Source organism: Streptomyces sp. NBC_01384, assembly GCF_045040035.1.
Lineage (GTDB): Bacteria > Actinomycetota > Actinomycetes > Streptomycetales > Streptomycetaceae > Streptomyces.
In genome coordinates this window covers 9,517,269-9,540,229 of the sequence record NZ_CP109559.1, presented here as the reverse complement: position 1 = coordinate 9,540,229, position 22,961 = coordinate 9,517,269, and the positions used below count along the sequence as shown (strand labels likewise).

23 protein-coding genes and 1 tRNA gene are annotated in these 22,961 nt (G+C 71.0%); 9 read left to right on the top strand and 15 right to left on the bottom strand.

Features of this window, described 5'->3' with window-relative positions; genetic code table 11:
* The first annotated feature begins 27 nt into the window (after positions 1-27).
* A complete protein-coding gene (locus OG747_RS43840; protein ID WP_405884935.1) occupies positions 28-753 on the top strand; it encodes a GntR family transcriptional regulator in 726 nt (241 codons plus the stop codon).
* Between the two features lie 81 nt (positions 754-834).
* Here OG747_RS43840 and OG747_RS43835 read toward each other — a convergent pair whose 3' ends face one another.
* The 8 genes from OG747_RS43835 to OG747_RS43800 form a co-directional block, all read right to left on the bottom strand.
* Complete coding sequence (locus OG747_RS43835) at positions 835-1,818, bottom strand: class I SAM-dependent methyltransferase (protein WP_405884933.1); 984 nt, start codon at positions 1,816-1,818, stop codon at positions 835-837.
* A 36-nt stretch (positions 1,819-1,854) separates the two neighbouring features.
* Positions 1,855-2,121 carry an alpha/beta fold hydrolase gene (locus OG747_RS43830; protein WP_405884932.1) on the bottom strand — a complete coding sequence of 89 codons (267 nt, stop codon included), beginning with the start codon at positions 2,119-2,121 and terminating at the stop codon, positions 1,855-1,857.
* Positions 2,122-2,151: 30 nt separating this feature from the next.
* Positions 2,152-2,223, bottom strand: a tRNA-Cys gene (locus OG747_RS43825).
* 107 nt (positions 2,224-2,330) lie between these two features.
* Positions 2,331-4,244, bottom strand: coding sequence for a hypothetical protein (locus tag OG747_RS43820; RefSeq protein ID WP_405884930.1), 1,914 nt, complete (start codon positions 4,242-4,244; stop codon positions 2,331-2,333).
* A gap of 298 nt (positions 4,245-4,542) precedes the next feature.
* Positions 4,543-5,007, bottom strand: a complete 465-nt coding sequence (locus OG747_RS43815) for an SDR family NAD(P)-dependent oxidoreductase (protein WP_405884929.1) — start codon at positions 5,005-5,007, stop codon at positions 4,543-4,545.
* Entirely contained in the window at positions 5,004-6,305 is a 1,302-nt protein-coding gene (gene hisD / locus OG747_RS43810; protein WP_405884928.1) for a histidinol dehydrogenase, read from the bottom strand. Before hisD ends, OG747_RS43815 begins: the two co-directional genes overlap by 4 nt.
* A 69-nt stretch (positions 6,306-6,374) precedes the next feature.
* Entirely contained in the window at positions 6,375-7,313 is a 939-nt protein-coding gene (locus OG747_RS43805; protein WP_405884927.1) for a VOC family protein, read from the bottom strand.
* Positions 7,310-8,290 (bottom strand): fumarylacetoacetate hydrolase family protein, encoded by a 981-nt coding sequence (locus tag OG747_RS43800; RefSeq protein ID WP_405884926.1) that lies wholly within the window; start codon positions 8,288-8,290, stop codon positions 7,310-7,312. Before OG747_RS43800 ends, OG747_RS43805 begins: the two co-directional genes overlap by 4 nt.
* A 229-nt stretch (positions 8,291-8,519) precedes the next feature.
* On the opposite strand from OG747_RS43800, the gene OG747_RS43795 reads away from it, so the two are divergent.
* From OG747_RS43795 to OG747_RS43760, 8 genes are all read left to right on the top strand, one after another.
* On the top strand, positions 8,520-8,825 hold the full coding sequence (locus tag OG747_RS43795) for an antibiotic biosynthesis monooxygenase family protein (RefSeq protein WP_405884925.1): 306 nt from the start codon (positions 8,520-8,522) through the stop codon (positions 8,823-8,825).
* 40 nt (positions 8,826-8,865) lie between these two features.
* Entirely contained in the window at positions 8,866-9,990 is a 1,125-nt protein-coding gene (locus tag OG747_RS43790) for an FAD-dependent monooxygenase (RefSeq protein WP_405884923.1), read from the top strand.
* A complete protein-coding gene (locus tag OG747_RS43785; RefSeq protein WP_405884921.1) occupies positions 9,987-10,991 on the top strand; it encodes an amidohydrolase family protein in 1,005 nt (334 codons plus the stop codon). Before OG747_RS43790 ends, OG747_RS43785 begins: the two co-directional genes overlap by 4 nt.
* Positions 10,988-11,956 carry a cyclase family protein gene (locus OG747_RS43780; RefSeq protein WP_405884919.1) on the top strand — a complete coding sequence of 323 codons (969 nt, stop codon included), beginning with the start codon at positions 10,988-10,990 and terminating at the stop codon, positions 11,954-11,956. The genes OG747_RS43785 and OG747_RS43780 overlap by 4 nt, the downstream gene beginning before the upstream one ends.
* An 8-nt stretch (positions 11,957-11,964) precedes the next feature.
* The gene (locus OG747_RS43775; protein ID WP_405886009.1) at positions 11,965-13,335 is read left to right on the top strand and encodes an FAD-binding oxidoreductase; all 1,371 of its coding nucleotides are present in this window, start codon (positions 11,965-11,967) and stop codon (positions 13,333-13,335) included.
* Between the two features lie 3 nt (positions 13,336-13,338).
* On the top strand, positions 13,339-14,295 hold the full coding sequence (locus OG747_RS43770) for a fumarylacetoacetate hydrolase family protein (RefSeq protein WP_405884918.1): 957 nt from the start codon (positions 13,339-13,341) through the stop codon (positions 14,293-14,295).
* Between the two features lie 154 nt (positions 14,296-14,449).
* Entirely contained in the window at positions 14,450-15,430 is a 981-nt protein-coding gene (locus OG747_RS43765) for a LysR family transcriptional regulator (RefSeq protein ID WP_405884916.1), read from the top strand.
* Between the two features lie 36 nt (positions 15,431-15,466).
* Entirely contained in the window at positions 15,467-16,237 is a 771-nt protein-coding gene (locus OG747_RS43760) for an SDR family NAD(P)-dependent oxidoreductase (protein WP_405884915.1), read from the top strand.
* A 35-nt stretch (positions 16,238-16,272) separates the two neighbouring features.
* Here OG747_RS43760 and OG747_RS43755 read toward each other — a convergent pair whose 3' ends face one another.
* The 7 genes from OG747_RS43755 to OG747_RS43725 all read right to left on the bottom strand — a co-directional run bounded on the left by OG747_RS43755 (position 16,273) and on the right by OG747_RS43725 (position 22,886).
* Positions 16,273-17,532, bottom strand: coding sequence for an RNA polymerase sigma factor (locus tag OG747_RS43755; RefSeq protein WP_405884913.1), 1,260 nt, complete (start codon positions 17,530-17,532; stop codon positions 16,273-16,275).
* Positions 17,529-17,870, bottom strand: a complete 342-nt coding sequence (locus OG747_RS43750; RefSeq protein WP_405884912.1) for a YciI family protein — start codon at positions 17,868-17,870, stop codon at positions 17,529-17,531. The genes OG747_RS43755 and OG747_RS43750 overlap by 4 nt, the downstream gene beginning before the upstream one ends.
* Positions 17,867-18,604, bottom strand: a complete 738-nt coding sequence (locus OG747_RS43745; RefSeq protein ID WP_405884910.1) for a nuclear transport factor 2 family protein — start codon at positions 18,602-18,604, stop codon at positions 17,867-17,869. Before OG747_RS43745 ends, OG747_RS43750 begins: the two co-directional genes overlap by 4 nt.
* Before the next feature lie 123 nt (positions 18,605-18,727).
* Positions 18,728-20,272 carry an MFS transporter gene (locus OG747_RS43740; protein WP_405884909.1) on the bottom strand — a complete coding sequence of 515 codons (1,545 nt, stop codon included), beginning with the start codon at positions 20,270-20,272 and terminating at the stop codon, positions 18,728-18,730.
* 11 nt (positions 20,273-20,283) lie between these two features.
* Positions 20,284-20,697: a VOC family protein gene (locus tag OG747_RS43735; protein ID WP_393014967.1), complete on the bottom strand. Its 414-nt coding sequence runs from the start codon at positions 20,695-20,697 to the stop codon at positions 20,284-20,286.
* A gap of 6 nt (positions 20,698-20,703) precedes the next feature.
* Positions 20,704-21,483, bottom strand: a complete 780-nt coding sequence (locus OG747_RS43730; protein ID WP_405884908.1) for an SDR family NAD(P)-dependent oxidoreductase — start codon at positions 21,481-21,483, stop codon at positions 20,704-20,706.
* A 143-nt stretch (positions 21,484-21,626) separates the two neighbouring features.
* Positions 21,627-22,886, bottom strand: a complete 1,260-nt coding sequence (locus OG747_RS43725; protein ID WP_405884907.1) for a cytochrome P450 — start codon at positions 22,884-22,886, stop codon at positions 21,627-21,629.
* Positions 22,887-22,961 lie beyond the last annotated feature (75 nt).

Genomic DNA, 22,961 nt, shown 5'->3' with positions numbered 1-22,961 from the left:
CACGGTCACTCCACAGGAGGCGCGGACATGGCCCGCACCACCAGTCCATCCGTCCACGAACCCCGCTACGCGACGATCGCCGCTCAGTTGCTCGGCGAACTGCGCGACGGCACCATTCCGCCCGGTGAACGACTCCCGGGAGAAAGGGAGTTGGCCACCCGTTTCGGTGTCAGTCGCGAGACCGTGCGTCAGGCGCTGCAACTGCTGCGGCGCGGCGGCCTGGTCTCCACCGACCGGCGCGGCAGCCACGCCACGCTCCCGGGTACCGTCGCCGAGCACATCCCGTCGCTCGACTTTCCCGTCGGCGCGCACAGCGGCGAACCGTGCGGCGTCCCCCGTACGACGGTGACCTGGGAGCCTCCCCCGCCCGAGCACGCCGAGGCCCTGGGGCTCGCGCCGCGCCGGCCGACCCTGGTCCATCGCTACGAGTCCGCCGCGGCGGACGGCAGCGGACTGCGTACGGCCGTCACCTCCTTCTCCGCCGTCGCCGTGACCGAAGTCGAAGAACTCGCCCGCTATCGCGACCGCGCGGACGGCTCTGCGTCGGCTCAGCTTCGGCGGGCGTACGACTGGATGCGCAAGGCAGGGCTGACCCTGCACCACCGGGACGCGATCACACGGCTCCCGCAGTCCGTACGGGTCACCCGGCGCGTGCACGACCAGTACGACCGACCCCTGGAGATCACCGAACTCGTGGTGGAGGCCCAACAGGACGCCCTGGTGTACGAGTTCACGCTGCCGGCCGCCCAGTGACGGAGGGCGGGTCGACCGGCTGGCCGGCGGTCGATCGGCCGGGCGGATCGCGGTCACTCCCCGGCCGGGGGCAGACCCGCGTCAGCTTCGCGTACGGCGGCGGGAGCCACCGCGCCGGGTGGCCACGACCATCCGGCAGCGCGGGCTGCCGTCACGCCGCCACCCGAACTCGGGCAGCGCATGGAGCTCCACCTCGAACCCGGCCCGGGTCAGCTCCCGCTGTACGTCGGCGAGCCGGAACGCCCGGTAGTACATGACGAACGGCGGACGCCAGACGGTGTTGCGCACCCGCATCGCCGCGTCGAAGCCGAGCAGGGCCCAGTACCAGGGCGAGCTGGGGCGCGGCGGGGCCGTCATGGGGAACACGAAGCGACCGCCCGGCCGCAGCGTGGAGTGGACCTGGGCGAACAGGCCCGGCAGCTCACACGGCAGGAAGTGCCCGAAGGCGCCGAAGCTGACGACAAGATCGAAAACGGGCCCGAACGGCAGGGCGCGCGCGTCACCACGCACCCACGCGACGTGCGGCGCCGCATCGCTCCCCCTGACCTCCGGCCCGCGAGAGTCCGCGGTTGCGCGCGGGCGAGACCCCGCGGCACCGTGCGCATCGTGCGCACCTGGGCTCGTGTTCTCCTGTCCGCCGGGCGTGGCAGGGCCGCGCTCCCCTCCGCCGGAGCTCGTCCCCGCGTGCGCGCCGGGCCGCGGGCGCAGCCGGCCGCCGGGGCGCGCACCCCCCGGCGCACCCGTTTCGGTGCGCTTCGGTTCCCCCGTGCCCATCCGCTCCCGCCCCACGGCGAGCATCCCCGCACTGATGTCGACCCCGGTGACACCGACCCGGCACAGTCCGCGCAGCACCTCCATGCCCGCCCCGGTGCCGCAGCACAGGTCGAGGCCGCGGTCGAACGGGCCGATCGGGCCCAGTGCCCGGGCCACGGCGCCCTGGATCGAGTCCGGTGTCCGGAACGGCGTGTGGTCGAACTTGGGCGCGAGCAGGTCGTAGCCGTGCTCGACGGACGACAGGGCCTGCACGGCCAGCTCGCGGAGGGTGGGACCTTGCGGGGTGAACATCACGACCAGCTTAGGGGCAGCGCGCGCCCCGTGCGCTTACCTATGGTCGCGGTCCAGGAACCGAAGCACATCGTCACGCATGAGTTCGAGCGAGTAGTCCCCGGGCCAGTCGCTACGGCCGTGACCGCGCAGATCGAGCGCGTGCACCCGTCGGGTGCGGGCGAGGGCGGGCATCACCTCGGCCCAGTCGGTGCCGTCCTCGCCCAGCGCGTGCAACAGGACGAGCGGCGCGGCGCCCGCCGGACCCGACACCTGACAGGCGAGCCGGACCCCGCCCACGTCGATGGAGCGGTGATCATCCATGAGTGGAGGATACGTGTCGCTCGCGATGAGCCGACGTGGCAGGTGCCGCCCCTGCGCCCTCCGGGTTTGTAACCCGGTGCTCTGCTGCCGAGCTACACGCCGATGAGCACTGAAGGTGGACGCCGCGGCGATGTCCGTACAATCCCTGTTTTCGTGGACCTCTGGACATCGCCCGTAAGGTTGTTCGGCGTCGGACTCCTGCGGACGGCTCAGCCGACCATCAAGGCGATCGCGCCGGAGTAGGTACCCCCCGCCTCGATGGCCGTCGCCGTGCCGTCGACCGTCATGGTCACGGACTTGCCGTCCGCCGCCCGCACCGCCGCGTCGGCGGCGACGGCCAGCTTGGTCAGGTACGACGTGCCGGTCACCGTCCAGGCCGAGCCGCTGTTCAGCTGGACGATCACGCCGTTGTTCACGGCGGCCTGGACGGTGTTGGTGACCTGGCCCAGCTCGTAGAAGTTCGAGGAGTCGATCGTGCCGACGTGATGCTCGGCCTTGGTGGCCGAGATGACGCCCTGCACGGTCGAGCCCTCGAAGGTGAGGACCATGTTCTTGCCCGCGCGCATGCCGTTGTAGAAGTCGCCTGCCAGCGCGATGGAAGTGAAGGTGGCGGCGCCGTCGGCTGTGTGCACCGCGGTCGTGTCGAAGGTGCTGTCCTTGGCCGGGTCGCCCGCGGGTTCGGTGTAGACGCCGACGTTCATCATCTTGCCGTCCACAGGCACCGGGCCCGGGTCGTCGCTCTCCATCATCTGCAGGATGATCCCGTTGCCGGGGTTGAGCTGCGCGCCGTCCGAACCGTCCACCGTGATCGTCGTCTGCTGGCCCTTGTTGAGGAAGGTGGTCTGCGCGGAGGTGATGATGGTGCCGCCGTCCAGCTTCAGCGTGCCGGTGCCGAAGAACATGAAGCCGAAGTGGCCGGAGTTGACGACCGTGACCCGGGCCGGGATCGCCGCCAACTCGGCCTCGGTAAGGCCCAGTCCGAGCGAGGAGTTGAGCTCCGCGACGGCTTCGCGCGTGCTGTCGCCGTAGTGGATCGAGGCGGCCGGCCCGGCGCAGATGGTCGCGTAGCTGCCGACGTCGAACTGCGAGCCGAGGACGCGGACGGTGGCGTCCCCGATGGCGTAGGTGCCGTAGCCGTACGCTCCCGTGTTGCCGACGCTGCTGTTGATCGCCGTCAGCTGGAGTCCGTTGCCGCCCTCCACGGAGAGGGCTCCCCAAGTCTCCGACAGCACAGTCGAGTTGATGTATGTGGCCTTGGTGTTCGCGCCGATGAGGTTGGTGGCGCGGACGTTGCCCTCCAGACCGAGCATCCACGGCACGGACTCCATGTACGGCGTCTCCACGGTCGCCTGGTAGTCGGCGGGGAGGATGCCGTTCCGGGCCCGCAGACGGGAGTTCTTCACGATGACGTTGGCGCCGTCGTCCGCGACGACGGTCGTCCGCACCACGCCCTTGTTGTTGATTCTGGCGCCGTCCACGACGAGCGTCGTGGCCGAGCCGGTGCCGACGACCGCCGCGCCGTAGCCCGCGAAGTCGCAACGCCCGTTGCCCGTCAGGGAGATGGCGGTGCTCTTCAGCGTGTAGCTGCCGTTCTTCACGAAGACGCCGTCGAAGCACTCACCGGTGGAGGTGATCGCGACGTTCCGGGCGAGGGTGTCGGTGAGCGTGCCGCCGACGACTCCGGAGAGGACGGACTTGGCGCGGTCCACGCCGTCGGCGCCGACGTAAACGGCCTGCCGGAACGGGAAGGTGACCGTCCGATAGGTCACCGCGTTGGCCTCCGCCACGGTGAGCACGACGTCGCCCTGGTAGGTGCCGGCCGAGATCAGCGTCTCGATTCCGCCCGTCTCGGTGAGGAGCTGCCCGGTCTCCACGCCGTCGACGGTGAGGGTGACGCTGTACCCGTCGGGCGCGGTGACCTTTCCGCCTTCGGCGATGGACAGCTCGCTCACGCGCGTGGTCGCGGAGAGCTGGTACGTCTCGTCGGCGCCCACGGAGATCGTGCCCGCCTCCGTCGCCTTCCCCGCCGGCTGCGCGGCCAGGGCGGGGGCCGCCGGAACGAGCAGGGCTCCGGCCGTGGCCGTACCGGCGATCAGGAACGAGCGTCGGGTGATCAGCGTCATCGCATGCCTTCCCAGAGATGGAGTGCGCCGTCGCGCAGCGTGACCGACCGGCCGTCGGATTCATGGGGGGCGACGGCTCGGGCGGAGGCACCAAAGGTGCGCACGAGGAAGTGAATCAGCCCTGTGCACAGGGGAGTAGCCGCCTTACGGACACATACCGGAGGGCGATGTCTCGGATCGTGCGGCCCGGTTCATGGCCATCACACAGAGTTGTCACAGGCTGGGCTCGCGGGGAACGCGCGACGGTGAGGCGGACGGCCCGATGCCGTCCGCCTCACGATGTTCACCCGGCGACGGACTACGCCGGTGCCACCATCCCCGCCGACAGATCGATGTCCGCCCCGCACAGCCCCGGCATCGCGAGCATCGCCACCAGCGCCTGGGCGACCTCGTCCTCCTCCACGAGTCGGCCCAGCGCGGCGCGCGAGGCGAAGTCGCGCTCGGCGGCCTCGGCACTCGTGCCGGTCAGCTCGGCCGTCAGCCGGAAGCTGCGGTCCATGCGCGGGCCCCGAACCGGCCCGGGGGAAAGGGAGTTGACCGCGACGCCATACGGTCCGACCTCTCCCGCCAGCGTCCGGGTCAGACCGAGGAGCGCCATCTTGGACGCGGTGTACGGGGTCCGGTTGAGCAGCGGTCGCTTGCCGCTCACGGAGGCGATGTTGACGATGTCGCCGCGGCCGGCCGCGATCATCGGCGGCAGGAAGGCCCGCCCCAGCGGTCCGCCGCCGCCCGTGATCAGCGCCGTACGCCCCTGCGGGGTCATGCGCCGTTCCACGGCAGCTCGTCCCCCGCGGCCTTCGCCGCCCGTACGTCACCGGAGCGTGCGTGCCCCTCGAACAGTTCGACGCGCGAGGCGCGCCCGCACAGCCGGCCGAGCAGGGCCCCCGACGCGGTGTCGGTGACCTCCTGGTAGGTGACCGTCTTCAGGTACTTCCCCACCCACAGGCCGCCGGTGTAGCGGGCCGCGCCCCGGGTCGGCAGCACATGGTTCGTACCGATGACCTTGTCGCCGAACGAGACGCAGGTGCCCTCGCCGAGGAACAGGGCGCCGTACTGGGACATCTTCTCCAGGGCGAGCCGCGGCTCGGCGGTCAGCACCTCGACGTGTTCGAAGGCAAACTCGTCGGCGAGCGCGTACAGCTCGTCGAGCGAGTCCACGACGTGCACCTGCCCGTGGTCGCGCCAGGCGGGCCCGGCGAAGTCGCGGGTGGGCATGCCGGGCAGCAGCCGCTCCACCTCGGCGATGGTCTTCTCGGCGACCTCGCGGGAAGTGGTGATGAGGACGGCCGGGGAGTCGGGGCCGTGCTCGGCCTGGGAGAGCAGGTCGACGGCGCACACGAAGGGGTCCGCCTGGTCGTCGGCGAGGACGAGGATCTCGGTCGGGCCCGCGAACAGGTCGATGCCGATCTCGCCGAAGAGCTGCCGCTTGACCTCGGCGACATATGCGTTGCCAGGCCCTGCGATCAGGTTCACCGGCCGCATGGTGTCCGTCCCCACCGCCATCGCGGCGACGGCCTGCACCCCGCCCAGCAGCCAGATCTCGTCCGCGCCGGCGAGGTGCGCGGCGGCGACGGTGGCCGCGGGAATCTCGCCGCGGATCGGCGGCGTACAGGCGACGACCCGCGGCACGCCCGCGACCTTCGCCGTGACGATGGTCATGTGCGCGGACGCGGTCAGCGGGTAGCGGCCGCCGGGGATGTACGCGCCGGCCGCCTGCACCGGGATGTGCTTCTGCCCGAGCCGGACGCCCGGCAGGGTCTCCACCTCGAACTCGCCCATGGAGGCAAGCTGGTGGCGGGCGAAGGAGCGCACCTGGTCCTGGACGAAGCGAATGTCGTCGATGGCCTGCTGCGGGACCGAGGCGACGATCTTCTCGATCTCCTCAACGGAGAGCCGGAAGGAATCGGGGCTCCATTTGTCGAACTTCTCTGAGTACGCGCGCACGGCGTCGTCGCCGCGCTCGCGGATGTCCGCGATGACACCCGCCACGGTCTCGCGCACCTGGTCGAGCGAGGCGGCGACCTCCGCCCTGGGTACGGCGTGCTTCAGGATCGTTGCCACAACTGCGGCCTTTCTGCGGGTAGTTGGATCACGCAGGAGGGAGCTTGGATCACACCGGCGGGGCTTGGATCACACGGGCGGAGCGACGAACAGCACGTCGGGATCGTTGAACTGCTCCTTGGCGACCGACTCGCTCATCGGATCGGCGGTGCCCCACTGGTCCTGGGTGATCGGGTCGTCCACGTCATGGCGGCCCGGATGCCACAAGTCCTCTTCGAGTACGGCGAGTTCGGTCGTGTACTCGACGGTGTTGCCGTGCGGGTCGTGGAAGTACGAGAAGGTGTTGTCGCCCGCGAGATGGCGGCCCGGACCCCAGGTAAGCCGGGTCCCGGCGCGCAGCGCCCGCCCGGTTCCGCGCATGTACTCCTCCACGCCGCGCATCTCGAACGAGGCATGGTGCAGGGAGACATGGGGTCCGCGTGCGATGGCGAAGGAGTGGTGGAGCGGGCTGCACCGCAGGAAGTACATGAGGTCGCCCATATGCGTGGAGTACAGGGTGTCGGTGAGCCGGAAGCCGAGGTGCCGGACGTAGAAGTCCCGCAGCCCTTCGGGGTCCTGGGAGTTGACCACGCAGTGCGAGAGACGGACCGGGATCGCCTCGCGCTCCTCGATCTTGCGGTGCGTGCGGGTCGCGACATCGGCGGACACCTCCACGACCCGGCCGTCCGGGTCGAAGAAGCGGAAGCCATAGCCGCCGCCCGGTGTGTCCAACGCCCCTGGTTCGCCGATGAGTTGGACTCCCGACCGCCCGAGGCGCAGATGCAACTCGTCCACGGCGGCCGACGAGAGGGCGCCGAAGGCGACCAGGTCCATCCGCTTCCGCTCGTCCTGGCGGATGCGGACGACGTACTGCTCCGGGCTCCCCTCGGCGGCGAAGAACGCGACCCCGCTGTCGCCTGCGACCTCGGTCAGGCCCCACGTGGTGCCGTAGAAGGCGCGCTGCCTGGCGAAGTCCGGTACGGCCAGGTCGACATGGCGCAGATGGGTGATGGGCTGAAAGGGTGTCACTGTCCGCTCCTGACGGTGTTGCGCTGGTGGCCGAGGCCGGTGATCCGCGACTCGATGACGTCCCCGGCCTTGAGGAAGACGCCCCAGTGCGCACCGTTGCCCGCCGGGGAACCGGTGAGCAGCAGGTCGCCGGGGCGCAGGGTGGTGGTCGAGGAGACATAGGCGATGAGCCGGGGAATGTCGAAGATCATGTCCTTGGTGGACTCGTCCTGGCGGACGACTCCGTTGTGGCGCAGGGTGATCCGGACGTCTGCGTCTTCGGTGGGGTTGCCGACGAAGGCGGCCGGTACGAGAAAGGGACCGGTCGGCAGGAAGGTGTCGGCGTTCTTGGCGGTGAACCAGTCGGTGCCGATGGCCTTCAGGTCGGGGCGGTAGAGCCGGTCGCGGGTGGTGAGGTCGTTGCAGATGGTGTACGCGGCGACGTGCGACATCGCTTCCTCGGCGGGGATGTTCTTGCCCGGCTTGCCGATGACGAGGGCGAGTTCGAGCTCCCAGTCGTGCTGTTCGCCGAGTTCGGGCAGGACGATGTCGTCGTAGGGGCCGCATATCGCGCGGGGCGAGCCGAGGAACACGTACGGGACGCCGCTGCGGATCCGCTCGTCCATCATCTTCTCGGCGTCCGCGCGGGCCTCCTCGGGTGTGGCTCCGTGCACGCTCTCCTTCTCGGCGGCGACCAGGTCGACCACGTGCTTGCGGTAGTTGGCTCCGCTCTGCAACACCTGGCCGGGCTCGATGGGGGCCAGGGCACGGAGGTCGGCGAGGGCGTGCCAGCCGTCGGAGACTTCCTGGGCGAGGTCGGCCAGGCGCGGGAAGAGGGCGTCCCAGTCCTCGATCACCGCGCGCACGGACGGGACGAGATCGGACAGGTCGCGCACCCGCGGCCCGACGACCAGGCCCGGGAAGCCGCCCCCGGACGCGGCGGTCGCGAAGGTGCCGAGCGCGAACGGTCCGGCATGGGTGGGAAGTCGGTCGGGCACGGGCGCTCTCCTCGTCGGGATGGGTGGCTTGCCACCGACGCTAGGCAGCCTCCGGGCGCGGCGGAAATGGCGATCCGCGATGCCTGCCATCAGAGGCCCGGACGCCGTGTGATCAGCGGCCCATCGCCGTACGGGATGGATGACGTGCCCCTTGCCGATGCCTCGATCCGTTGACCCTGCATCGACCGTCCGAGCAGGCTCGGAGCACCATCGGACCAAGGAGCTGTCTGTGATCGTCGAGCATGCCGAGCTGACCGTCGAAGCCGGTCGTGAGCAGGACTTCGAGGCCGTCTTCGAGAAGGCCCGTGAGGTGCTCGCCGAGGCCGACGGCTTCCGCTGGACCGAGTTGCTGCGCTGCGAGGAGCGGCCGCGGACGTTTCTGCTGCTGGTCGGCTGGGAGTCGGTCGAGGCCCACACGGTGGGGTTCCGGGACTCGGAGCGCTTCCAGCGGTGGCGGGCCCTGGTCGGCCCGTTCTTCGCCGCGCCGCCCGCCGTCGAGCACTACCGCGAGCTCGGCGACCGCTTCGCCGGCTGACCGCACCGCTCCTCTTCTTCTACGTTCGCAAGGATCGCCCATGCCCGTACAAAAGGTGCTCGTCGTCGGTGGCGGCATCACCGGTAGCGTGCTGTCGCTCGCGCTCGCCCAGCGGGGCGCCGAGGTCGAGCTCGCCGAGATTTCGCCCCAGTGGTTCGGTGTGGGCCACGGCATCACCGTCCAGGGCAACGCGCTCAAGGCGCTGCGCTCCGTGGGGGTGCTGGACCGGGTGCTCGCCCGGGCCGTCCCGTTCGACGCGATGCGGCTGCGCCGGGCCGACGGAGGGCTGATCGCGGAGCTGCGCACCCCGCACACCGGCGGCGCCGACCTGCCGTCGACGGTGGGCGCGCTGCGCTCGGATCTGCAGGACGCGCTGTGCGACGCGGTGTACGCGCGGGGGGTCAGGGTCCGGCTCGCGCTGAGCGTCGCGCGGCTCGACCAGTCCCCCGACCATGTGGACGTCACGTTCACCGACGGCACCAGCGGCCGGTACGACCTCGTGGTCGGCGCCGACGGCATCAACTCACGGATACGCGCGCTGCTCGGCATCACCACCAGGCCCCGCCCGGTCGGCATGTCGATCTTCCGGGTGGTCGCTCAGCGCCCGCCCGAGATGGACTGCGCGGAGGTGTACTACGGCGGCCCGCGCTACAAGGCCGGTTACAGCCCGATCTCGCCCGACCAGTGCTACGCCTACCTCCTCGACGAGAATCTGGACGCCTCGCTGATCGGACCGCGCGCCCCGCTGTCGCTGCTGCGCGAGCGCGGTGCCGGATACGGCGGAACCTGGGGAAAGGTCCTCGCCTCCCTGCCCGAAGACACGCCGGTCGACTACCGGTGGATCGAGGCGATCCTCGTCGACGAGCCCTGGTACCGGGGCCGTACGGTGATCATCGGCGACGCGGCCCACGCCTGCCCACCGCTGATCGCGCAGGGCGCCGCCATGTGTGCCGAGGACGCGGTCGTACTCGCGGAGCTGGTCACCGGCCAGGCACCGCTCGACCAGGCGCTCGACACGTTCATGGCGCGCCGGCTGCCCCGGGTCCAGGTGGTTCTGGAGAACTCGCTGCGCCTCGCCGACTGGGAGATCCACCCGGACACGCCGGGCGCCGACCCCGCCCGGATCATGTCCGAGACCCTGGACTACCTGACGGCCGCCGCATGAGCACCCCCGTCGTCGACTTCCATGGTCACCTCGCCGTCCCCGCCGCCGACGCGCTGTGCGCGGGCACGCCCGGCCTGGCCGCCGAGCTGGCCGCCGAGGCGCGGGCCCACTCCCCCACGTCGCTGGCGGTCAACCGCGCCCAACTTCAGCGCCTCGCACCGAAGTTGACGAACGTCACGACCAGGCTCGCCGACCTGGACGCGATGGGTGTCGACCTCCAGGTGGTCGGCCCGATGCCGATGCACCACTACTGGGCGGACGCGGACCTCGCCGTACGCCTGGCGCGCACGGTCAACGAGGCCGTGGCCGCGCACTGCGCGGTGGCGCCGGAGCGGCTGTACGGCCTGGGCACGGTCCCGCTCCAGCATCCCGACCTCGCGGTCGCGCTCCTCGACAAGGCGGTCACGGAGTACGGCCTGTACGGGATCAGCGTGTCCACGACCGTGGACGGACGGGAACTCGCGGACCCCGCGCACGACCCGGTGTGGCAGCGGGCCGAGGAGCTCGGCGCGGTCGTCTTCGTGCACCCCTGGGGCTGCTCGCTCGGGGAGCGGCTGGCCACCCACTACCTCGGCAACACGGTCGGGCAGCCCGTCGAGACGACGGTCGCGCTCTCGCACCTCATCTTCACGGGTGTCCTGGACCGCTTCCCGCGCCTCAAGCTCGTCGCCGCGCACGGCGGGGGTTATCTGCCGACGTACATCGGCCGTTCCGACCACGCCTGGCACATGCGCGAGGACGCGCGCGGCTGTGCGCAGCCGCCGAGCGCGTATCTGCGGCGCATGTGGTTCGACGCGCTCGTCTACACCCCGGGCGGACTGCGCCATCTGGTCGAGGAGGTCGGCGCGGACCGGGTCGTCCTCGGTACCGATCACCCCTTCGACATGGGCGTCGAGGACCCGGTGGCCCGGCTGGACGCCGCCGGGCTGTCCCCGGCCGACCGTGCCGCCGTCGCCGGGGGCAACGCTCTCGACCTGCTGCAGAAAGGACGTACGCGATGAGTCTGGGTCCGATTGAGGAAGAGCTGGCCAAGGCCCGTTCCGCCTACCGGAACTGGGGCCGTTGGGGTGAGGACGACGTGCTGGGCACGCTCAATTTCATCGACGACGCGATACGGGCGCACGCGGCGGGCCTGGTCCGGCGGGGCCGGTCGTTCTCGCTCTCCCAGGAGTTCAACGAGGGGGGCCCGCAGCGCGGTTTCCGTGGCCGGATCAACCCCGTCCACTACATGAAGGACACCGGTTCGGACGCAGCCGCCGGGACGCAGGGCTTCCCGCACGGCTTCGGCGGCGCAGACGACCACGTCGTGATGCCGCTCCAGGCCTCCACCCAGTGGGACGGCCTCGGCCACATCTACGACAACAAGCAGGCCTGGAACGGCCGTCCGTGCACCATCGTGAACGGCGACGGCGACTCGGTCACCGGCATCGAACACATGAGGGATGCCTTCACCGGACGTGGTGTCCTGCTCGACGTGGGCCGCGCGGTCGGCGACGAACTCGGCGAACTCCCGGACGGTTTCGCGATCCTGGAGGAGCATCTGCGCGCCACGATCGAGGCGCAGGGCGCCACCTCGTCCGTACGTCGCGGCGATCTGGTCCTCATCAGGACAGGGCAGTTGGGGCGGGTACGGCGACTCGGCGCGTGGGGCGGGTACGCCGCCGGGGACGCCCCGGGCCTCTCCTTCACCACGCTCGGCTGGCTGCACCGTACGGAGATCGCCGCGATCGCCTCCGACACCTGGGGACTCGAGGTACGCCCGTACGAGTTCGCCCAGCCGGCGATGTCCCCGCTGCACCAGATCGCGATCCCCAACATGGGCCTCCCGCTGGGTGAGATGTGGGACCTGGAGGAGCTGGCCGAGGACTGCGCTGCCGACGGTGTCCACGAGTTCCTGCTGATCGCGGCGCCGCTGCCGGTCACCGGCGCGGTGGGCGCCCCTGTCAATCCGATCGCGATCAAGTGAGTACGAGCGTGCACATCGACCGTTTCTCAGGCACCCTCCACTTCCCCGGCGACGAGGACTTCGAGGAGGCGTGTTTCGGCCGGGTCTTCAACGCCCGCCGCCCGTCGGACCGTACCCCCGCCGCCGTGCTGATGGCCGAGTCCGAGCAGGACGTCGTCGACGGTGTACGACTCGCCCTGGAGCGGGGCTGGCAGGTCGCCGTCCGCTCCGGCGGGCACAGCTGGGCCGCCTGGTCGGTGCGCGAGGACGCGCTGCTGATCGACCTCGGGGGCCTGCGCGAGATGGCGTACGACCCGCGGACCGGGATCGTGACGGCGACCCCCGGTATCAAGGGCGGCGACGAACTCAACCCGTATCTCGGAGAGTTCGGGCGCTTCTTCAACGGCGGGCACTGTCCCTCCGTCGGCATCGGCGGCTTTCTGCTCCAGGGCGGGCAGGGCTGGAACGCGCGCGGCTGGGGCTGGGCCGCCGAGAACATCGTCGCGATCGACGTCGTCACCGCCGAGGGCGAGCTGGTGCGTGCGGACGAGACGCACCACGGCGACCTGTTCTGGGCGGCGCGCGGCGCGGGCCCGGGGTTCTTCGGGGTCGTCACCCGCTTCCATCTGCGCACCCGACCGCTGCCGAAGCATCTGGCGCACACCGTCCACGCGTACCCGCTGGCCCTGTTCGACGAGGTCATGACCTGGCTGCACGGCATGCACGACACCGTCTCCGACCTGGTCGAGATCGTCGCCCTGACACAGACCCCGCCCGCCGGGGACGGGCCGGTGCTGCTGGTCACGGGCGTGTCGATGACCGACACCGCCGAGCAGGCCGCCGAGGCACTGGCCCCGCTGCACGCCAACCCGTACGCGGACCGGGCGCTGCTGCGGATCGAGGCGCAGCCGACCACCCTCGCCGAGCAGCTTCAGGGTCAGCGCCTCGCCAACCCCGAGGGGCACCGCTATCTCGTCGACAACGCCTGGCTGACCGGGTCCGCCGCCGAGGTCGTGCCGGCGATCCGCAAGGCGTTCACCGAGCAGCCGACCCAGCAGACCTTCACCATCTGGTTCTCGATGGCCCCGCTGCGTGAACTCCCGGACATGGCCTTCTCGTTGCAGTCCGAGATCTACTGCGCCACCTACGTCATCCACGACGCTCCCGGGCGCGACGCCGAGCTGCGCGGCTGGCTCGACGAGGCGATGGCGGCGATGCGGCCGGTGACCGCGGGCCAGTACCTCGGGGACTCCGACTTCACCGTGCGGCAGCTGAGGTTCATGGGTGACGCGCAGTGGGAGCGGCTTCGGGAGATCCGGGCGGCTCGCGACCCGAAGGGCCTCTTCGTGGGCCATCTGAGCGCCGGGACCGTCACCAACACCAACGACTGGGAGCGATAGGGCATGCGGTTCACGACATACGCGTACGAGGGCGTGGAGCGCGCCGGGGTCGTCCGGGACGGGGTCATCCATCCGCTGCCGCCCGGCACGACCGTCCTGTCACTCCTCGAGCAGGAGGCGCTGCATCTCATGGGCACCGAAGCGCTCGCCGTCGACAGTGACTTGATGGTGGATCAGGTGCGGCTGCTGCCCCCGCTGAAGCCCCCGTCCATCCGGGACTTCGTCGGCTTCGAGGCGCACATCGAGGGCGTCGCCAAGTCGCTGGACGGTCTGGAGCACGTGCCCGAGGAGTGGTATCGGGCGCCGAACTTCTACTTCACCAACCCGCACGCCGCGTACGGCGCGCACGACGACGTTCCCGTTCCGGCGGGGTGTTCGGTGCTCGACTTCGAGCTGGAGGTCGGCGCGGTCATCGGGCGCGCGGGTCGGGACCTCACGCCCGAGCGGGCCCGCGAGCACATCGTCGGCTATCTCGTCTTCAACGACTGGTCGGCGCGCGATCTGCAGAAGCCGGAGAAGAACCTCGGCCTCGGGTTCTCCAAGGGCAAGGACTTCGCGAACACCCTCGGCCCCTACCTGGTCACCGCCGACGAGGTGGCGGACCGGCGCGATCCGGACGGCTTTCTCGACCTGGAGATGGCCGTCACTCTCAACGGCGAGCTCATCGGCCGCGACACCCTCGCCAACGTCTCCTGGACCTTCGAGGAGATGGTCGCGTACGCCGCCCGCGACGCCTGGGTGCGCCCCGGCGACATCCTCGGCTCGGGCACCTGCGGCTGGGGGGCGCTCGCGGAGTTCTGGGGGCGCGTCGGGGAGCGCACTCCGCCGCCCCTGAAGCCCGGTGACGAAGTGACGCTCACCGTGGAGCGCCTCGGCAGCGTCTCCAACCGCGTCGTGCCCGGGCGTACGGACGTGTATCTTCCGCGGGCCCGCAAGCGCGGCCGGACGCCCCGGCCGTAAGCCTCCGTACCCCTGTCGACCTGCACACATCCAGGGATCGGATGGCTGCTATCGGATCCCTGTGAGTTCCCTCCTGGACTCTTCCTCGGCGGCAACCCGGTCGTTACGCTCCCGTTCCACCGAGCTTCAACGACGCGGCCGGAAGGAGACACGCATGGGTCTCGGAGCAATCGACCTGAATCTTCTGGTGGCACTGGAAGCCCTTCTGGAGGAGAAGAACGTCACCCACGCGGGGGTGCGGCTGTCCACCAGCCAGTCCGCGATGAGCGGCTCGCTGGCCCGGCTGCGGCGGCACTTCAACGACGAGCTGCTGGTGCGGGTGGGCCGCGAGTACGAGCTGACGCCGCTCGCGGAACGGCTGCTACCGGTCGTGCAGGCCTCCCTCTACAAAGCCGAGGAGGCGCTGTCGCTGACCCGGCACTTCGAGCCGTCGCGCAGCCGGCAGCGCTTCTCGGTGGTGATGTCGGACTACGTGATGACGGTGTTCGTGGAGCCGCTGCTGCGGGCCATCGCGCAGGAGGCACCGGGCGTCCGCATCGACTTCCACCCCATCGTGGACGGGCAGCTGGAGACGGAGACCCATCTGCGCTGTCACGACCTGATGATCGTGCCGCTCGGGTACCAGCTGCCGGGCGTCAGCGAGGCCGTGATGCACGACCGGTTCGTGTGCCTCGTCGACCCCGACAACCCACGCCTGGTCGACGGGCGGCTCGCCCTGCGCGACCTGGCGGAGATGCCGCACGCCGCGTGCGGCATCGGCAAGCTCACGCCCGCCGACCGCCAGCTGGAGACCCTCGGCATCACGCCCAGGGTGCAGGTCAGCACGCCCGGCTTCAACGTGCTGCCGTTCCTGGTGAGCGGCACCGACCTGGTCGCTCTGGTGCCCGAGCGGCTCGCCCGGCGCTACGAGGGCTTCGCCCGCTGCGCCGTCGTACCGACACCGTTCCCGGACGTGCCGCTGGTCGAGGCCATGTACTGGCACCACAACCGGCACGCGGATCCCGCGCACCGGTGGTTGCGGGAGAAGGTCCGCAAGGTGGGCGCGTCGCTGGACGACCCCGCGCCCACGGAGATCGTCGACGTGGATGCCAGCCATGGCGAACGCGCGTTTCCGGAGCTTGCCCCCGCTTCCTAGCGTGGGAAGGGAACCCACGCCCCCTTGGAGGAAGCCGTGAGCCGCACACGCCTGGCCGGTCGTACCGTCGTCATCACCGGAGCCGCACAGGGCCAGGGAGCCGTGGAGGTGGCGGCGGCAGCACGCGAGGGCGCCTCGGTCGTCGCGACGGACGTCCTCGACGAGCCCGGCGAAAAGCTGGCTGCCACCCTGCGCGCCGACGGCCTGGACGTGCGCTACCGCCACCTGGACGTGTCGTCCCCCGACGACTGGGCGGCCCTGGCGGCATCTCTGGAGGCCGTGCACGGGCTCGTCAACAACGCCGGGATCCCCATGCGCGCCCGCCTCGGCTCGGTCGAACTCGCCGACTGGAACCGGGCGTTCGCGGTGAACACCACCGGCCCGATGCTCGGCATCCAGGCCCTCGCCCCGTTGATGCCTCCCGGGTCCTCGATCGTGAACGTCGGCTCGGTGGCCGGTCTCACCGCCCATCACGCGGTCGCGTACACGGCGAGCAAGTGGGCGCTGCGGGGCCTGTCGAAGGTGGCGGCGCTGGAACTGGCGCCGCGCGGTATCCGTACGAACGTGATCCACCCCGGTTACATCGAGACGCCCCTGATGGCGACGGCCAACCCGGTCTTCACGCGGGCGCACCTCTCGATGACTCCGCAGGGCCGCCCGGGCAGCTGCGAGGAGGTCGCTCCGCTGGTCGTGTATCTGCTCTCCGACGAGTCGTCCTACGTGAACGGCGCCGAGATCACCGTGGACGGCGGCTACTCCGCGCACGGCGGCGTGAAGGCGATCACGAACGCGCTCGACTCGGTGTGACCCCCGGGCCCGGGGACGGTCGCCGCGGACGGGTCCTACGCCGATCGGCACTGCGCGAGCCGCTTCTGCAGAAAGCGCCGTTCGGCGGCGTTCTCCACGAGCTCCAGCGCCCGGTCGTACGCCTCGGCCGCCTCCGCCGGGCGTCCCATGCGGCGCAGCAGGTCCGCGCGGGTGGCGGGCAGCAGGTGGTAGCCGTCCAGCTCGCCCTCCCGCTCCAGCTGAGCGACGAGCGCCAGCCCCGCCTCCGGGCCCTCGGACATGCCCACCGCCACCGCCCGGTTGAGCCGCACCACGGCGGAGGGCACGAAGCGGGCCAGTTCCCCGTACAGCGCGGCGATGTCGGCCCAGTCCGTGTCCTCGGCCGTCGCGGCGGTGGTGTGGCAGGCGGCGATGGCGGCCTGGATCTGGTAGGGCCCCGGGCGTCCGCGGCGCAGGGCGCTCTCCAGGAGGGCGGCGCCCTCGTCGACGGCGGTCTTGTCCCAGGCCGTACGGTCCTGGTCCTCCAGCGTCACCAGTTCGCCGGTCGCGTCCACCCGGGTGGCGCGCCGGGCGTCGTGCAGCAGCAGGAGGGCGAGCAGACCGAGGACCTCGGGTTCGTCGGGCATCAGGCGGGCCAGGACCCGGGCGAGCCGGATGGCCTCCGCGCAGAGGTTCGTACGCACCAGGTCGGCGCCTGACGTGGCGGCGTACCCCTCGTTGAAGAGCAGGTAGACCACGCCGAGGACGCCGGTGGTGCGTTCGGGCAGCAGATGCGCGGGCGGTACGCGGTAGGGGATGCCGGCGTTGCGGATCTTCCGTTTGGCGCGCACCAGGCGCTGCGCCATGGTCGCCTCGGGCACGAGGAAGGCGCGGGCGATCTCGGGGGTGGTGAGCCCGGCGAGGGTGCGCAGGGTCAGTGCCACCCGGGCCTCGACGGGGAGCGCCGGGTGGCAGCAAGTGAAGATCAGGCGCAGCCGGTCGTCCCGGACGCCGCTGTCGTCGCCGTCGTACTCCGGGTCGCTGGGCCCCTCGTCCCGTGCCAGCACCGCCGCCTCCCGCAGCTTCTGAGCCCCCACCGCCTCGCGGCGCAGCACGTCCAGGGCCCGGTGGCGTGCGGTCGTGGTCAGCCAGGCGCCGGGGCGGCGCGGCACTCCGTCGCGCCGCCATCGGTCCAGGGCCTGGGTGAAGGCGTCCTGCGCGCACTCCTCGGCGAGGTCCCAGTCGCCGGTCACCCGGATCAGGGTGGCGACGACCTGGCCCCATTCCTCGCGGAAGGCGGCGGCGACCGCCGCCTCCACGTCTTCGGTGTCGTTCACTCCCAGACCGGCCGCACCTCGACCGAGCCGCCGCCCAGCGCCGCCGGATGCCGGGACGCGAGCGCGATGGCCTCGTCGAGGTCGGCAACCTCGATGAGGTCGAAGCCGGCCACGTACTCCTTGGACTCCACGAACGGCCCGTCGCTGAGCAGGACTTCGTCGCCCTGGACGCGGACGGTGGTGGCGTCGGTGGACGGTCGCAGGCGCGCGCCGCCCTTGACGATGTCGCGGCTGCGGACCTCGCCGATGTACGAGGTGAAGCGGGGGTCGTCGGCGATCTGCGCGGGGCTCAGCTCCTCGCCGCCGACGGGGGTGCAGATGAACAGGACGTACTTCATGACAGGCCCTCCGTGACGCCGGTGTCGAACGGGATCGAGGTGTGCTGGTGGACGATCTGCCAGCGGTCGCCCGCGGCGCGGTAGCCGGTGGTCACCCGGGCGGTGGTGTCGAGCGGTTCACCGGTGGCGAGCGTGGCGCGGATCCGTACGAGCGCGTGGCTGAAGGCGACGCTCTCGTCGACCCGTACACGGAAGTCGGACACCTCACGGTGCACGGGCCCGCTCAGGGTGGAAAACCACAGCTCCTCCGCCTTGCGCAGGGCCTCGACGCCGCCCTGTTCCAGACCGCTCACGGGGTGGAACACCTCGACGTCGGGGGCGTAGCAGGCCATCGCCCGGTCGAAGTCCCGTTCCCGGCCGGCGGCGGTGAGTTCCGCGTCGAGCCGGCGGATCTCGGTCTCGGCGTCCTCGTCGTCCCAGAAGGCGCGCACCTCCATGGCGCCGACGGCCGCGACGGGGTGCTGCGCGGCCACCTCGACGGCCTCCTCCAGGCTGTCGCAGTCGAGGATGTCGTACCCGGCGACGTACTCCTTCGTCTCGGCGAACGGCCCGTCGGTGCGTAGCACCTCGCCGTCGCGCACCCGCACGGTGACCGCCTCGGCGGGGAGCCGGAGCCGGTGGCCGTGCAGCCGGACGCCGCTGCGGGCGCCGTGTTCCTCGACCCAGGGCTCGACGGGGGCCATGCCCGAGGCGTCGGCGGTGTCGTCGCCGCAGACCAGCAGCATGTACTTCATGGTTCCTCCCGGTGCTCATGAACTTCCTACACCCCACCGACGAACGGGACCGCACCGAATCGACACCCTGGGCGCGCGAAGAGGCCGGGGCCCCAGGCCCCGGCCTCTTCGCGACGACCCGCGCTACGCGGTGGCCGTCCGCACCGACGGCTCACCGCCGGCGCCGACCGCCGCTCGGGCGGTGTTCTTGCGCACCAGCAGCAGGGTGACCAGTGCGCCGAGCAGGGAGGCGCAACCGCAGATCACCACGCCGAGAGCCATGCCGTGGCCAAGCGCGGTCTGGGCGGCGGCCCTGGCGCTGTCGCTGCCCGCGTTGACGACGGCGAGCGGGCCCGCGGCGGCCTCCATGCCGGCGTCCGCGCCGTTGAGCTTGCCCACCAGGGCGGAGGACGCGGCGCTCATCGCGATGGTGCTGATGACGGCCGGTCCGAGGCCCTGGCCGAACTCGCGGACCAGGCTGGTGGCGCCGCTGGCCATGCCGGTCATGTGGATCGGTACGGCGTTCACGGCGGCCGAGGTCAGTGAGGAGACGACGCAGATGAAACCGATGCCGAGCAGCAGCACCGGGCCGATGAAGGCGGCGAGGGAGGTCGTGGTGATGGGGAGCGCGGCGATCCAGAACTGTCCCGCGGCCATCGGCAGCAGTCCGCCCATCAGGAGCCAGCGGGCGTCGACGCGGGTGAGCATCCTGCTGAGCACCGGTGCCAGAAGCAGCGGGATCAGCTGGAGGATCACGAACGGCATGCCGGCGCGCAGCGCGCTCAGATGCATCACGGCGCCGAGGCGGATGGAGACGCAGTACGCGGTGCCGATGAAGCCGAACATGCCGGCCAGGGCGACGACGGCCGCCGCGGCGAAGGACGGGATCCTCAGCAGGTCCAGGTTGAACATGGGCGAGGCGGCGCGGGTCTCGGCGACGACGAAGCCGACGAGGGCCACCGTCGCGAGGGCCAGCGAGCCGACGATGGCCGCGCTGCCCCAGCCGCGGTCGCCGCCCTCGATGATGCCCCAGAGCAGGGCGGTGAGGCCGACGGCGATGGTGATCTGGCCCGGCCAGTCCAGGGCGCGGCCCTCGGGGGCCTTGGAGTCGGTGACCAGTTTCCAGCTCGCGACCGCGACCGCCAGACCGAGGACGACCGGCGGCACGAACGCCCAGCGGAAGTCGGCGACCGTGGCGAGCACGCCGGAGGACAGCGGTCCCACCGCGGAGGCGAGGGAGATGCTGAGCGCCCAGGTGGAGACCGCCTTGGCACGGTCCTTCCCGTCCGGGGTGGCGGCCGCGATGACCGCGAGGGAACTGGGGAAGAGCGCCGCGGCGCCGATACCGGCCAGCGCCTGTCCGGTCCACATCATGGTGATGTTCTGGGAGGTGGCGTTGAGGAGTTCACCGAGCGCCAGGACGAGGCCGCCGAGCACCAGCAGGCGCTTGCGGCCGAAGAGGTCTCCGACCACACCGAAATTCAGTTCAAGAATGGCGGTGGGGAGAATGAAGGCGGACGTGACCCAGGCGACCTGGGAACCTGACGCCCCGAAGGCGGCCTGGATTTCGCCATTGATGGGGGACGGAACGGTAATGCACAGTTGCGCGGCGGCGACTGCGAGACAGCAGGCTATGAGTGTTCCGAGGTCCAGTTTCTTCAAAGAGGTCGTGGAGATCGAATCCGTCATCGTGCGTGCCCTCACTCTGCGTTTTTCTCTATGAGTTCGATGAGATTTCCCTCGGGGTCGGTGACCCAGGCCATGCGAATACCGGGTTCGGGGGAAGGACCCGGTTTCATGGCCTCGCCCGCTCCGTGCGCCACCAAGGCCGCGTAGACGGGGTCGAGTTCCGCCGTGGTGACCGCGAAGTGCCCGTATCCCTCGGTGAGGGCTGCGGTCAGCGGGTCCGGGGCCCGCAGCCCCGGCGCGGATCCGGGCCTGGCGAGGAGTTCGATCCGCCAGCCGTGCGGATGTTCCAGGACGACGGCGCTCAGACCGGGTCCTTCGAGGGTGAACTCGAAGACGGTCCTGAGCCCGAACGCCCCCTGGTACCAGCTGGTTTGGGCGGGCAGATCGCGTACGTTGACGCCCACGTGGTCGAGTCGGACGGTCACCGGCGCTCAGCCGGCCATCGCGCTGTCGCCACCGTCGACCATCAGGTTGGCGCCGTTGACGAACGCCGCCTCGTCGGAGCAGAGGAAGACGGCGGCGCGCGCGATGTCCTCGGGCTCGCCCACCCGGCCCACCGGGATCCGCGCCTCCAGCTGCGCCTTCGGTCCGTCGGGGTCGTCGAGGAAGGGCGCGGTCGCGGAGGTGCGGGTCATGCCGGGGGCGATGGTGTTGACCCGGATGTGGTGCGGGGCGCCGGCCGCGCACAGGTGCTTGCTCATCGCCAGCACCCCGCCCTTGGCCGCGCCGTGCGGAACCATCGGCATGAAGGGGGCGCCCCGGACGGCGGCCACCGAGGCGACGTTGAGGACGGCTCCGCCACCGCGGGCGATCAGGTGCGGCCAGGCCGCCTGCGTACAGAAGTAGGGGATGTCGAGCTCGTTCTTGATGGTGAAGTACCAGTCCTCGGCCGGCATGGTCGCGAACGGCCCGTTCCGCAGTGCGGAGGCGTTGTTGTAGAGGATGTCGATCCCGCCGAGGGCCTCGATCCCCGCGTCGATCCACTCATGGGCGCCCGCCTCGGTGGAGAGGTCCACCGGTGCGAGGGACCGCATGACACCGCCGGCCTTCTCGACGAGTTCCACCGTTTCCGCGGCGGCGTCGGCATCGAGGTCGCAGCCGAATACGGTGGCGCCTTCCGCGGCGAATACCTGGGCCGCGGCCCGCCCTATTCCGGCCCCCGTTCCGCTGATGAAAGCGATTTTTCCGGCCAGTCGACCCATGATTGCCATGTCCCTTGTCCAGTGCCGCCGGTGTGCGGTGCTGGCAGCGTAGGGACGGCCATTGCCCAGAACAAGAAAAGGGTCGGCGCAGGGGCATCGCGGTGTCGTATGGCTGGTATGCGGCGCGGTGTCGTACGGCGGTATGCGCGCGGTCAGCCGTGCGAGGTGCCGAGCCGTACCGGAAGTGCCCGCACGCTGTTGCCGACGAAACTGGAGTGCCGGGAGAGTTCCGCCTCCGTCACGGCGAGGTCGAGGTCGGGGAAGCGGGTGAACAGCCGCTCCAGGGCGATGGTCGCCTCCATGCGTGCCAGCGGGGCGCCGAGGCAGTAGTGGGCGCCGTGCCCGAGGGAGAGGTGCCGAGCGGCGCCGGACCTGCCTGGCCGGGTGACGTCGAAGCGGTCGGCGTCCGGGCCGTGCACGGACGGGTCACGCCCCGCCGCCGAGTATCCGGCCAGCACGGGCGTCCCCTTGGGGATCAACGTGCCGTCGACGGTCAGGTCCCGCACCGGATAGCGGAAGGGGAAGTAGCTGACGGGCGCGTCCCAGCGCAGGGTCTCCTCGACCACGTCCGCCCAGCCCACCCCGCCCTCGCCCGTCATGACCAGCTCCAGCTGGTCCCGGTGACCACAGAGCGCCCGTACGGCGTTGGTGAGGAGGTTGAGCGTGGTCTCGTGTCCCGCGATGATCATCAGTACCAGGGTGCCGATCAGCTCCTCCTGGCTGAGCCGATCACCCTCCTCGTCCCGGGCGGCGATCAGCGCGCTGGTGAGGTCCTCGCCCGGCCGCTCGCCCCGCGCGACGGCCACGGCGGCGAGCACGGCGACGAGTTCACGGTTGGCCGCCAGGGCCTTCTCGGGGCCGATGTCGGTGGCGACCACCTGGTTCGACAGGTGGTGCAGCCGGTCACGGTGCTCCGCGTCCACCCCGAGCAGTTCCCCGATGACCCCCATGGGCAGCGGCATCGCGAAGTGCCTCCGCAGATCGGCGACTCCACCGTCCCGCTCGGCCGCGACCCGGAGGTCGTCGAGCAGTCCCGCCGTCAACTCCTCGATCCGGGGTCGGAGTTCCTCGACCCGGCGCGCGGTGAACGCCTTGCTCACGAGCGACCGCAGCCGCCGGTGGTCCTCGCCGTCCGCGGTCGTCATCCCGCGTACGGTCGCGAAGGTCGCGAGCGGCCACCCCGGCGCTATCCGCCCCTCCCGCAGCTCGGTGAAGTGCTCGGCGCCCTTGGCGACTTCGGGATGCGCGAGGAACTCCTTCAACGCCTCGTGCCCGAGCACCGCCATGCCCTCCACCTCGCCGGGCAGCACCACCGCCGCGACGGCGCTCCGCTCGAGCAGCCGCGCGTTGTCGGCATGCGGGCAGCCACCGGCCGGGTCCATGCGGTGCGGCGTGACGGGAGAGGTGTCCACCGAAGATCTCCTTATGGGCGTGGGGAGTCGGGCGTGGGCGCTGCGAGCCGTTACGACGAAGGATTCTGCCCGCTC